The organism is Achromobacter sp. E1, assembly GCF_037039475.1.
Lineage (GTDB): Bacteria > Pseudomonadota > Gammaproteobacteria > Burkholderiales > Burkholderiaceae_B > Achromobacter > Achromobacter mucicolens.
The window spans coordinates 4,724,848-4,737,015 of record NZ_CP146253.1 but is presented as its reverse complement, the minus strand read 5'-3'; the positions used below and the strand labels follow the sequence as shown (position 1 = coordinate 4,737,015).

At 64.6% G+C, this 12,168-nt stretch carries 11 protein-coding genes; 4 read left to right on the top strand and 7 right to left on the bottom strand.

The genetic code is table 11. From position 1 onward, the window contains the following. The first annotated feature begins 8 nt into the window (after positions 1 to 8). Positions 9 to 1,709, top strand: coding sequence for a nicotinate phosphoribosyltransferase (locus V6V88_RS22065; protein WP_223572615.1), 1,701 nt, complete (start codon positions 9 to 11; stop codon positions 1,707 to 1,709). A 328-nt stretch (positions 1,710 to 2,037) separates the two neighbouring features. Here the strand turns inward: V6V88_RS22065 and V6V88_RS22060 are convergent, their stop codons facing one another. The 5 genes from V6V88_RS22060 to cyoA form a co-directional block, all read right to left on the bottom strand. After that, positions 2,038 to 2,817, bottom strand: a complete 780-nt coding sequence (locus tag V6V88_RS22060) for an SURF1 family protein (protein ID WP_223572614.1) — start codon at positions 2,815 to 2,817, stop codon at positions 2,038 to 2,040. Further along, the gene (gene cyoD / locus V6V88_RS22055) at positions 2,817 to 3,230 is read right to left on the bottom strand and encodes a cytochrome o ubiquinol oxidase subunit IV (RefSeq protein WP_056326972.1); all 414 of its coding nucleotides are present in this window, start codon (positions 3,228 to 3,230) and stop codon (positions 2,817 to 2,819) included. The genes V6V88_RS22060 and cyoD overlap by 1 nt, the downstream gene beginning before the upstream one ends. 8 nt (positions 3,231 to 3,238) lie before the next feature. Then, positions 3,239 to 3,880, bottom strand: a complete 642-nt coding sequence (gene cyoC, locus V6V88_RS22050; protein WP_063952400.1) for a cytochrome o ubiquinol oxidase subunit III — start codon at positions 3,878 to 3,880, stop codon at positions 3,239 to 3,241. Beyond that, a complete protein-coding gene (gene cyoB, locus V6V88_RS22045) occupies positions 3,873 to 5,876 on the bottom strand; it encodes a cytochrome o ubiquinol oxidase subunit I (protein WP_062839727.1) in 2,004 nt (667 codons plus the stop codon). The genes cyoC and cyoB overlap by 8 nt, the downstream gene beginning before the upstream one ends. Positions 5,877 to 5,939: 63 nt before the next feature. Further along, the gene (gene cyoA / locus V6V88_RS22040; RefSeq protein WP_338616345.1) at positions 5,940 to 6,983 is read right to left on the bottom strand and encodes a ubiquinol oxidase subunit II; all 1,044 of its coding nucleotides are present in this window, start codon (positions 6,981 to 6,983) and stop codon (positions 5,940 to 5,942) included. Between the two features lie 221 nt (positions 6,984 to 7,204). Here cyoA and V6V88_RS22035 point away from each other — a divergent pair, with 221 nt between their 5' ends. Continuing rightward, positions 7,205 to 8,539 carry an MFS transporter gene (locus V6V88_RS22035; protein WP_062839828.1) on the top strand — a complete coding sequence of 445 codons (1,335 nt, stop codon included), beginning with the start codon at positions 7,205 to 7,207 and terminating at the stop codon, positions 8,537 to 8,539. Positions 8,540 to 8,737: 198 nt separating this feature from the next. Here the strand turns inward: V6V88_RS22035 and V6V88_RS22030 are convergent, their stop codons facing one another. Next, on the bottom strand, positions 8,738 to 9,781 hold the full coding sequence (locus V6V88_RS22030; RefSeq protein ID WP_280002577.1) for a histone deacetylase family protein: 1,044 nt from the start codon (positions 9,779 to 9,781) through the stop codon (positions 8,738 to 8,740). A 53-nt stretch (positions 9,782 to 9,834) separates the two neighbouring features. Then, a complete protein-coding gene (locus V6V88_RS22025) occupies positions 9,835 to 10,413 on the bottom strand; it encodes a YdcF family protein (protein WP_280002575.1) in 579 nt (192 codons plus the stop codon). Between the two features lie 77 nt (positions 10,414 to 10,490). Between V6V88_RS22025 and V6V88_RS22020 the strand changes: the two genes are divergently transcribed. Together V6V88_RS22020 and V6V88_RS22015 are read left to right on the top strand one after the other, a co-directional pair. Continuing rightward, positions 10,491 to 11,045 (top strand): sigma-70 family RNA polymerase sigma factor, encoded by a 555-nt coding sequence (locus V6V88_RS22020; RefSeq protein ID WP_223572610.1) that lies wholly within the window; start codon positions 10,491 to 10,493, stop codon positions 11,043 to 11,045. Continuing rightward, positions 11,032 to 12,033 (top strand): FecR family protein, encoded by a 1,002-nt coding sequence (locus V6V88_RS22015; protein ID WP_223572609.1) that lies wholly within the window; start codon positions 11,032 to 11,034, stop codon positions 12,031 to 12,033. Before V6V88_RS22020 ends, V6V88_RS22015 begins: the two co-directional genes overlap by 14 nt. Positions 12,034 to 12,168 lie beyond the last annotated feature (135 nt).

Here is a 12,168-nt window from a genome sequence, read left to right as displayed (position 1 = left end):
AAAACGCCATGAATGCCCCCGACACCCTGGCCCCCGCGCTCAAGAACGGCCTGAATCCCTTTCTGCAGGCGGATTTCTACAAGACCGGCCACCCCTTCCAGTACCCCAAGGGCACCAACAAGATCCTTGCCAACTTCACGCCGCGTTCCGCGCGCCTGGCGCCGGTGCTGCCCGAACTGTTCGACGAGAAGATCGTCTGGTTCGGCCTGCAGGGCTTCATCAAGGAAATCCTGATCGGTCTTTTCAACCGCGAGTTCTTCGGCAAGCCGGCCGCGACGGCGGTGCGCCAGTACCAGCGCCGCGTGGACAACGCGCTGGGCAAGGGCGCGGTCACGGTGGACCACCTGCAGGCGCTGCACGACCTGGGCTACCTGCCGCTGGAAATCCGCTCGGTGCCCGAAGGCGCCCGCGTGGACATCCGCGTGCCGCCCGTCACCTTCGTCAACACCCAGCCGGAATTCGCCTGGCTGGTGACCTACATCGAAACCCTGTTCAGCTGCGAATCCTGGAAGCCGTCCACGGTCGCGACCATCGCCTTCGAATACCGCAAGCTGCTGACCTACTTCGCGCAGGTGACCGGCAGCCCGATGGCGTTCGTGGACTGGCAGGGCCACGACTTTTCGATGCGCGGCATGGCCGGCCTGTACGACGCGCGCAAGTGCGGCGCGGGCCACCTGTTGTCCTTCACCGGCACCGACACGATCCCGGCCATCGATTACCTTGAAGACCTCTACCTCGCGGATTCAGATCGGGAACTCATCGGCGGCTCGGTGCCGGCAACTGAACACTCCGTGATGTGCCTGGGCAGCAAGGAAGGCGAGATCGAGACCATCCGCCGCCTGGTCAAGCAGGTCTATCCGGCGGGCATCGTGTCCGTGGTGTCGGACACCTGGGACTTCTGGCAGGTGGTCACGGATTTTGCCGCGGCGCTCAAGTCCGAGATCATGAGCCGCGAGCCCGATGCGCTGGGCAACGCCAAGGTCGTGTTCCGCCCGGACTCGGGCGATCCCGTGAAGATCCTGACCGGCTACTTCTGCACCGATGTGCCGGGCGTAGACGACCGCGCTGCCTTACAAGCGGCGCAAGCCGCGGGCTTTGAGGCCGTGCGCGATGCGGCCACCGGCAACTACTGGCTGCTGGGTGAAGACGCCAGCGCGCGGCAAGCCCTTCGCGCCGCCGAGGTGAAGGGCGCCGTGCAATGCCTGTGGGACACCTTTGGCGGGGTAGAGACCGAGCGCGGCTACAAGCTGCTGGATCCGCACGTCGGCCTGATCTACGGCGACTCCATCACGCTGACCCGGGCGCGCGACATCCTGGTGCGGCTGGAGCGCAAGGGCTTTGCCTCGGGCAACGTGGTGCTGGGCATCGGGTCATACACCTATCAGTACCTGACGCGCGACACCTTCGGCTGGGCGCTGAAGGCCACGTATGCCGAAGTCAACGGCGAACCGCAGGAACTGGTCAAGGACCCGGTCACCGACTCCGGCGTGAAGAAGTCCGCCAAGGGACTGCTGCGCGTGGAAGAGACGCCAAGCGGCTACGTGCTGCACGATCAGCAGACGCCCGAGCAGGCGGCGGGCGGCGCGCTGGTGCCTGTGTTCCGCGACGGCGAGCTGCTGGTCGAACAAAGCCTGGCGGAAATCCGGGCGCGGCTGCAGGGATCGTGGGTATGCCCCGAGGCGGGCAGCATCCGCTGGCCGGCCTGCTGATCCCGCCGGCGGTTGCACGGGAGATCAAACGACAACGGCGCCCCAAGCGGGCGCCGTTGTTGTTGGCGATACCGGTCTTCGTGGGGCAAGGTGTCAGACACCCATGTGGCGCCTGCTCAACTTGACGGTTGTTGCTGACGGGTGTCAGACACCTTGCAAGCCAAGTTGACGACCATCTTCGCCGGGTGTCTCACAACGTGCTCATAAGGTGTCTGACACCCACTGCTCCGTTCCCCCAAGTTGACGACCATCTGCGCCGGGTGTCTGACACCGTCTTGGAAACAATAACGGCGCCTTGGGGGCGCCGTTGTGTTTGCGTGCCGGCGGATCAGCCCGGCCGGCGCGCGCGCTTTTCCTCGCGCACGAAGATCACCACGCCCACGATCACCATCAGCGCCAGCGCATACCAGGTGATGGCGTACGTCAGATGGTTGTTCGGAAAGTTGAGCATCGTCAGGCCGCCCACCGGTTCCCGCGCGGGATCCTTGCCGGGGCTGGACGCCGCATCCGCATCGATGAAGTAGGGCGCCACGTCGGTCAACCCGCGCGCCGCCGCGATGCCGGGCAGATCGCGCGAATACCAGAGGTTGGCGGCCGGGTCGTTGTTGCGCAGAAAGCCGCTGGCCGGCTCGCCCATGCGTAGCAGGCCCGTCACCTGGCCCGGGGCGGCGGGCTGGGCGGTATTGGCCGGGTCCTTGCGCCACGCCGGCAGCACGAAGCCGCGATTGACCAGCACGGTCCCGCCGTCCGCCAATTGCAGCGGCGTCATGACCCAATAGCCGCTGCCCAGTTCGGTCGCAGCCTGCACCAGCGTCTGCTTGTCGAAGTGGTACGTGCCGGCGGCGGTGACGTGGCGGTATTCCGCGTTGTCCTGCGTCAGTTGCGCCCATTCGCTTTTGCCGGGGGCGGGCGTGGCGGGCGCGTGGGCCCGCTGATCCACCTGCGCGATTAGGGCGCGCTTCCAGGCCAGCCGGTGCACCTGCCAGGTGCCCAGGGCGCAAAGCCCGGCAAAGAGGGCGACCGCCAGCAACCCCAGGATGACCAGGGTTGCCTTGCTGCGCGGATGTCGGGAGGTGTCGCGTGAAGAAATGTCTTTGACTGCTGCCATCAGGGCATCTTGCGCATGTCATGCGGGGACATGGGCATCATGTTGGAGTTCAAGTGATACATGATCCAGATGGATCCGCTGAGCGTGATCACGACCAGCACCAGCGTGAATATTAACGCCAACATGTTCCAGCCGCTTTCGGACTTGGTGTCCATGTGCAGGAAGTAGACGATGTGCACCACGATCTGCACGACGGCGAACGCCAGGATCACCAGGCCCGTGACGCGCGAGCTGTCGATGACCCGGTCCATCACCAGCCAGAACGGGATCGCCGTCAGGATGGCCGCCAGCACGAAGCCGGTCATGTAGCTCTTGAAGGTGCCGTGGGCGGCGGCGTCGTCATCGTCATGGTGGCCATCGTGATGATCGTGGCCGTGATGGCCGCCGTGGCCGGTGTCGGCCAGGTTATCCATGTGCGACGTCATGGCAGCACTCCCATCAGGTACACAAAGGTGAACACGCCCACCCAGATCAGGTCCAGGAAGTGCCAGAACATCGACAGGCACATCAGGCGGCGGCGGTTTTCCGGGATCAGGCCGTGCAGGCGGACCTGCAGCATCAGTGTCACCAGCCACACGATGCCGAAGGTGACGTGCAACCCGTGCGTGCCGACCAGCGTGAAGAAGGCCGACAGGAAGGCGCTGCGCTGCGGGCCCGCGCCCTGATGGATGAGGTGCCAGAATTCGTAGATTTCCAGCGACAAAAAGCCCAGGCCCAGGATGCCGGTGACCGCCAGCCACAGTTGCGTGGCGCCGATGCGGTTGCGCCGCATCTCCAGCATGGCAAAGCCGTACGTGATGGACGACAGCAGCAGCAGCGTCGTGTTCACCGCCACCAGCGGCAGGTCGAACAGGTCCGCGCCGGACGGCCCGGCCGCGAAGCTGCGGCCCAGCACGCCGTAGACCGCGAACAGGCACGCGAAGATGAGGCAGTCGCTCATCAGGTAGATCCAGAACCCGAGCAGCGTGCCGTTCTTGGGATGGTGTTCGCCAGGAACGTAGAAGACCGGTTCCTGGGCCGGCGCGGCGCCGCCGGGCATGGGGTGGGCGAGGGTATCAGACATGTTGCGCTAGCAGCCTTGTGCGGGCGTCTTCCGTGGCGACGACCTGTTCGGCCGGCACGTAGTAGTCGCGCTTGTAGTTGAAGGTATGGATGATCGACACCAGGATCAGCGCGGCAAACGCCAGCACCACCAGCGGCCACATGTGCCAGATCAGCGCAAAGCCCAGCACCACGCTGATCCCGGCCAGCACGATGCCCGCCCACGTGTTCTTCGGCATGTGAATCGGAATGAAGCCCTGCTGCGGACGCTGGTAGCCGTGCTGCTTCATCTGCCACCAGGCGTCCAGGTCATGCACCCGCGGCGTGAACGCAAAGTTGTACACGGGCGGGGGCGACGACGTGGACCATTCGAGCGTGCGGCCATCCCACGGATCGCCGGTGGTGTCGCGCAACTGGTCGCGGCGGCGATAGCTGACCACGAGCTGGATGATGAAGCTGGCGATGCCGCACGCGATCAGCAGCGCGCCAAAGGCCGCGATCTGGAACCAGATCTGCAGCGACATGTCCTCGAAGTGGTTCACGCGGCGCGTCACGCCCATCAGGCCCAGCACGTAAAGCGGCATGAAGGCCACGTAAAAGCCAACCAGCCAGAACCAGAACGAGCATTTGCCCCAGAACGGATCTAGCTTGTAGCCGAACGCCTTGGGGAACCAGTAGGTGATGCCGGCCATCAGTCCGAACAGCACGCCGCCGATGATCACGTTGTGAAAGTGCGCAATCAGGAACAGGCTGTTGTGCAGCGCAAAGTCGGCGGGCGGCACGGCCAGCAGCACGCCCGTCATGCCGCCGATCACGAAGGTGACCATGAACCCCAGCGTCCACAGCATCGGCACTTCGAAGCGGATGCGCCCGCGATACATGGTGAACAGCCAGTTGAAGATCTTGGCGCCGGTCGGGATCGAGATGATCATTGTCGTGATCCCGAAGAACGAGTTCACGCTGGCGCCGGACCCCATGGTGAAGAAGTGGTGCAGCCACACCAGGTACGACAGCACGGTGATCACGACCGTGGCGTACACCATGGACGCATAGCCGAAGAGACGCTTGCGGCAATAGGTGGACACCACCTCGGAGAAGATGCCGAACGCCGGCAGGATCAGGATGTAGACCTCGGGGTGGCCCCAGATCCAGATCAGGTTCACGTACATCATGGCGTTGCCGCCAAAGTCCGCCGTGAAGAAATTGGTGCCGACATAGCGGTCCATGGACAGAAGGGCCAGCACCGCCGTCAGCACCGGAAAGGCCGCCACGATCAGCACGTTGGTGCACAGCGCCGTCCATGTGAAGATGGGCATGCGCATCATCTTCATGCCGGGCGCGCGCATCTTCACGATGGTGACCAGCAGGTTCACCCCGGATAGCAGTGTTCCCACGCCCGCTATCTGCAAGGCCCATATGTAATAGTCCACGCCTACATCCGGACTGTGCAGTATCCCCGATAAAGGCGGATACGCCAGCCATCCGGTGCGGGCAAATTCCCCGACGAACAGCGACATCATCACGAGGATCACGCCGCCAGCGGTCATCCAGAAGCTGAAGTTGTTCAGGAACGGAAACGCGACGTCGCGCGCCCCGATCTGCAGCGGCACGATGTAGTTCATCAACCCCGTGACCAGCGGCATCGCCACGAAGAAGATCATGATGACGCCGTGCGCCGTGAAGATCTGGTCGTAGTGGTGCGGCGGCAGGTAGCCGGTGGAATCGCCAAAGGCCACGGCCTGCTGCGCCCGCATCATGATGGCGTCGGCAAAGCCTCGCAGCAGCATCACGATGCCCAGAATCACGTACATGATCCCGATTTTCTTGTGGTCGATGCTGGTGAACCATTCGTGCCACAGATATCCCCACTTTTTGTAGTAAGTGACGGAGCCCAGCACGACGATGCCGCCAATCGCCACCACGAAGAACGTGCCCAGCAGGATGGGATCGTGGAAAGGAATGGCGTCCCAGGTCAGACGGCCAAAGATCAGCTTGGTGAGGTCAGGTTGATCAGGCATCTCGATTCCAGCAAAAAGACCGCGTTTACATGGCGCACGTGCCGTGCCGAAAAACCTGCCGCGCTACAGCACCAGACCTTCGGAGGCCGTGCACATGGCGCCCACGTACTTGCGCGGCGGCGTGTCCGTGAGCCCCAGGCGCTCGCGCGTCTGGGGATCCAGGGTGGTCAGGTTATGCGCGCCCGGAATGCCGGCGCCGCCTTGCGCGTCGATCGCCATCGCGTCGCGCATGCACATGCGGTTGGGCTCGACGCAGCGGTTCACGATGGCGTCGAACAGGCCCGGCGCAACGGTGGCGTAAAGCTGCACCGGGTTGCGCTCGCTGGGTTGTTCAAGTTTCAGGTACGCCGCGCGGTCCAGCGTGGCTTGCGACTTGCGCGCCTGCCCGACCCAGTCGTCAAAGCCTTTCTGGTCCAGGCCATGGAAGCGAAAGCGCATGCCGGAAAACCCCGATCCGCTGTAGTTGGCGGACAGGCCCTCGTATTCACCGGGGTGATTGATGACCGCGTGCAGCGTGGTCTGCATGCCGGGCATCGCGTAGATCTGGCCGGCCAACGCGGGCACGAAGAACGAATTCATGACCGATGACGAGGTGATCTTGAACTGGATGGGACGATCCACCGGTGCGGCCATTTCGTTTACCGCCGCCACGCCTTGCTCGGGATAGAGGAACAGCCACTTCCAGTCCAGCGCCACTACTTCGACGACCAGAGGCTTGGTGTTGGGCGGCACCTCGCGGCCTTCGGACAGGCGCGCCAGCGGGCGGTAGGGATCGAGTTGATGGGTGCTGACCCACGTGAGGGCGCCGAGCGCGATGATGATGAGCAGCGGCGCGGCCCAGATCAGAAGCTCCAGCATGGTGGAGTGGTTCCAGTCGGGATCGTAGGCCGCGTCCTTGTTGCTGGCGCGATAGCGCCATGCGAACAGCAAGGTCAGGATGATCACCGGCACGATGATGATAAGCATCAGGCCGGTGGAGATGATGATCAGGTTGCGTTGTTGCACGGCCACGTCGCCCGACGGCGAGAGCAAGACCGCATTGCACCCGGCAAGCAGCGGCAGGGCGGCAAACAGGATCAATCCGCGAAGCCTTGCGAAGGACGACATAGTCATACCCCGAAACGTAACCGTGCGAAGTAAACGAAACACTACGCTGGAAGCCGCGAAAAATCTAGGGTAAAAAGAGCAAAAGTATGCACGGCCGCGCATGCGGAGCCGTCCTGGGCCGTAAGGCTTGCGGCGTGCGGCATGATGCGCGTACTGTCATGCAGGTGTGTTGCAAGATCGTAGACAAGGCGTATTCAGATCCTTTTTTTGCGAGCGAATCCATGTCGACCACCACGCAATATCCTGGTCATCCCTCTCCCGTTTCCGGACCTGGGGCGATCAGCGGCGGGACCAGCCACGCCAAGGTGGCGCCTGGTGAGATCGCCGTGGGCGTGGTGGTGGGACGCGCCTCGGAATACTTCGACTTCTTCGTATTCGGCATCGCCTGCGTTCTGGTTTTTCCGAAGGTGTTCTTTCCCTTCGAAGCGCCGCTGGAAGGCACGCTCTGGGCCTTCGTCATCTTCTCCTTTGCCTTCATCATGCGTCCCATCGGCACGGCCGTGTCGATGGCGATTCAGCGCCGATGGGGCCGCGCCACCAAGCTGACCGTTGCCTTGTTCGTATTGGGCACCGCGACCGTGGGCATGGCGTTTCTGCCGGGCTATGAATCCATCGGCGTGCATGCGATCACCTTGCTTGCCGTCTTCCGCTGCCTGCAGGGGCTGGCGTTCGGCGGATCGTGGGACGGCCTGCCTTCCCTGCTGGCGCTGAACGCGCCGCCCAATCGCCGCGGCTGGTATTCGATGATGGGACAGCTGGGCGCGCCGGTCGGGTTCATGGTGGCCAGCGCGCTTTTTCTTTATCTGCACGTGACGCTCACGCAGTCGGACTTTCTGGAGTGGGGCTGGCGCTATCCGTTCTTCGTGGCGTTTGCCATCAACGTGGTGGCGCTGTTCGCGCGGCTGCGGCTGGTCGTGACCGAGGAATACACGCAGCTGCTTGAAGAGGGCGAACTCGAACCCATCAGCATCCGCGAAATCGTCAGCCAGCAAGGCTACAACCTCTTCATCGGCGCCTTCGCCGCGTTGGCCAGCTATGCACTGTTTCACCTCGTCACCGTTTTCCCGCTGTCGTGGATCGCTGTCAGCGGCACGCAACAGATTTCGGATGTGCTGATCGTACAGATCATTGGATCGGCGATCGGCATCCTGGGCACGATCGCCTCCGGATGGCTGGCCGATCGCATCGGCCGGCGCACGACGCTGGGGCTGCTGGCCATGCTGATTGGCGTATTTGCGGTGGTGTCGCCCTGGCTGCTGGGCGGCGGGCCGAAGGCGCAGGACGCGTTCATTCTGATCGGCTTCGCGCTGCTGGGACTGTCCTACGGCCAGGCGTCGGGCACGGTCACCGCCAACTTCACGCGCCGGTTCCGCTATACCGGCGCGGCGCTGACGTCCGACATGGCATGGCTGGTCGGGGCGGCCTTCGCGCCGGTGGTGGCGTTGGGCCTGTCCGCGCGATTCGGGCTGGTGGCGGTCAGCGTGTACCTGCTGTCGGGAGTGGCGTGCACGCTGCTGGCGCTGCGGATCAACAAGGTGCTTGAGACGCGCGATTAAAAGGGTGCTGCGGTTTTGCGGCGGTGTCTGACGCCCTGGGGAGACGGTCTCGGGTTTGCCGCGGTGTGCATAGGGTGTCAGACACCTTCCAGACGGTCTCTCACCGGTGTCTGACACCCTGGGGAGATGGACTCGGGTTTGCCGCGGTGTGCATAGGGTGTCAGACACCTTACAGGCGGTGGACACCCTACAGGCGAATCAGCCCAGATACCCTTCCAGCACATTCGCCACGTTGACACCCACGTCCGCGACCGCATAGCCGCCCTCCATCGTGAACACCACGGGCAACCCCAGCCCAGCCAGCATCTGACCGACCTGCAGATAGTCGGCGCTTTTCAGCTTGAACTTCGAAATCGGATCGCCTTCGTAGGTGTCCACGCCCAGCGCGACGACCAGCGCGTCGGCCTTGAACGCGCGCGCGGCGTCTATCCCCTGCTGCAAGGCGGCCGTCCAGGCCCCGAAGTCGCTGCCGGCGGGCAGCGGCAGGTTCAGGTTGCAGCCTTGCCCCGCGCCTTCGCCGCGTTCGTCGGCGTAGCCGAGATAGAACGGATACTCGGTGGTCGGATCGCCGTGGACCGACACGGTGAGCACGTCGCTGCGGTCATAGAAGATGCTTTGCGTGCCATTGCCATGGTGATAATCCACGTCCAGCACCGCGACGCGTTGTGCCCCCGCGTCGCGCAGCGCCTGCGCCGCCAGGGCCGCGTTGTTCAGGAAGCAATAGCCGCCAAAGAAGTCCGGGCCGGCGTGATGGCCGGGCGGCCGGGTCAACGCCATCGCCGCGCGCGGGCCCTGGCCTGCGGATACGGCGCGCGCGGCGTCGATGGCGCAGGCGGCGCCCGCGGTGGCTGCCTCCCAGGTGCCGGCCGTCAGCGGACAGCCGCTATCGAATGAGAACAGGCCCACGCGCGCCGCGAAATTGGTGGGCTCGATGTCGTGGCGAAATCCGCGCACCGGCCAGATCGACGGCAGCACGTCGATATCGGCATTGGCCGGATCCAGCGCCACCCATTCGTTCCAGGCGCTTGCCAGAAAATCCACATAACGCGGCGTGTGCACCCGTTTGATGAGATCCATGTCCGGGTTGCCGGGCACGCGCAGTTCGCCGATGCCGCGCTGGCGCAGCGCGTCCAGCACGAACGCCAGCCTTGCCGGCGTTTCATGGCAGGGCACCAGTTTGCCGCGGAACATTTCGTGGCGGCCGCTGTGTTTGTTGTGAACGGGGTTGTGGAAGATCAGCACGATGGGAAGTCCTGGATGGATCAGGCGGGCGGATGCGCCCTGATGGTTCGCCCTTATAGCGGCCGGAAAATATACAGCGCCACGGCGGGCAGTTCACGGAAAACGGAATAGAGGTCGCGCATTTCGAAAAATGCGGGATAAGCGCCGCTGACCTCGGCCACGCCCTGGCGCTTGAGCGCGAGCATCGTGCGCGGCACATGGAAATACTGCGTCACGGCCAGGGCCCGTGTGTAGCCGTGTTCGCGCATGTAGGCGCTGGCGTGACGGGCGGTGGCCCACGTGTCCACGCCCGCACTGTCGACGACGATTTGGTCCGCGGGCACGCCGCGCGCCAGCAGGTAGTCGCGCATGGCGGCGGCTTCGTCCGTGCCGGCCGGATCCACGCCGCCGCTGACGAACAGAATGCGGCATTGCGACGCGGCATAGCAGTCGTAGGCGCGGTCCAGCCGCGCGGCCAGGCGCGGCGAAGGCTGGCCGCCGGGTTCGACCTTGTTGCCCAGCACGACGGCCACGTCCGCGTGGCGTGCGCCGGTCATCAGGCCAATCGCGGCCAGGGCAAAGGCCGCCAGCAGCACCAGCGCGGCCAGAATCGTCACGGCGCGGGTCGCAAATCGGTAGATCGAAAATGTCATGGCGTATGCCGGAGAGAAGGCGAGGGCAGGAGCTTACGGCAAAGGGCGTCGAGGTCTCATTTGTCGTAATGAGAATCATGATTGATAATGCGACCCTTTCCGCCTGCGATTTTCTGCTGCTCTCCATGTCCCGTCCACCGCCCTCCGAAAAAGGTTGGCTCGCGCATTACCGCGAGCTGATCGGGACGTGGACACGGCGCAGCACGAGCCGGCACGACGCGGAGGATGCCGCGCAGGACGTCGTGGCCAACATGCTGCGCAATGGCGAATCCGCCGTGCTGGACCCGAAGGCCTACCTGTATGGCGCCAGCCAGAACCGTCTGAATGGCGAGTTCCGCCGCCAGTCGCGGCGCGAGGTGCTGAGCCTGGATGCATTGTCGGATGCCGAGCATCCCGTCCAGGCGGATCCGGAGTCCTCGATACGCGCGGCGCAGCTTGCCGATGCGCTAAAGTCGGCGCTGGCCGAGCTGCCCCTCAAATGCCAGCAGGTGTTCCTGTGGAACAAGCTCGAAGGCTTTACCCACGCCGAAATCGCCGAGAAACTCGGGTTGACGCAGAGCATGGTCGAAAAACACATGAAGCGCGCGCTGACCCATATCCATGACCGGTTGCAAGATCATGCCCCGCACTGATTCCCGCGCGGACGCCTCCCGCACGCCTGCGACGCCGCGCGACCAGGCGGCGCACTGGTTCGCGCGCGAGCGACTGGGCGCGCTGGATGGGGCAGAACGTCGGGCGTTCGACGCGTGGCTGGCGGCGGACCCGGAACACGCGCGCCAGTACCGCGCGATGCTGGCCGTGTGGCGGGTCGCGGATAGCCTGCCGCAAGACGAGATGCGCGAGATCCTGGCGCGGTCCGACGAGGCGTCCGCCCGGCCGGGCCGCCGCAGGTTCGCCGCGGGGCTGTCGGCGGCCTGTGCCTTGACGCTTGCTGCCGGTGTGATTGCCCCGCGGCTGTGGTCGCCGTCGCCCGATTTCTCGCAATCGCTGGCGACCGCGCGGGGCGAGCGCAAGCGCGTGGCCTTGCCCGATGGCTCCCTGGTGGAGCTGAACACCGACACGCAATTGCAGGTGACGCTGTACGCGGACCGGCGCGAGGTCGAACTGCTGGCGGGCGAGGCGTTGTTCACGGTCAGTCCGGACGCGGCGCGGCCCTTTACGGTGAAAGCAGGGGCGGCACAGGTGCGGGTAACGGGTACGCGTTTCAATGTGCGGCGCGAGGGCGATGCCGTGGCGCTGGCGGTGGACGAGGGCAGCGTGGCGTTATCCGCTGGCGCATGGTGGAACAGGACCACACGCCACCTGACGGCAGGCTACGCCGCGCGCTACGCGCCCGGCGGGCCCCTGGATGCGCCGCACCAGGAAAACGTGGCGGCGATCACGGCCTGGCAGCGCGGCCGGCTCGTGTTCCGCGATACGCCGCTGGCACAGGTGGTGGCGGAGCTGAACCGGTATCTGCGTAATCCGTTGCGGATCGACGACCGCAAGCTTGCGCAGCTGCGCGTGGCTGGCACCCTGCCTATCGACGAGCCCGAATCGGTGCTGGACGTGCTGCCTCACATCGCCCCGGTGATCGTGCTGTATCCGGCGGGGGGCGGCGCAGTCCTGGCGCCGCGCTAGCGCCGCTGCTGGCCACTCCCGCTTTCAGAAGCGGAAGGGCGATCGTCGCTGTTCAGAATTATTTTGTTTCAAATATTCTATCGAGAATCATTCCGGTTTTTTCCGGCTTGCGGCGTCTATCCGATGAAAGGGGTC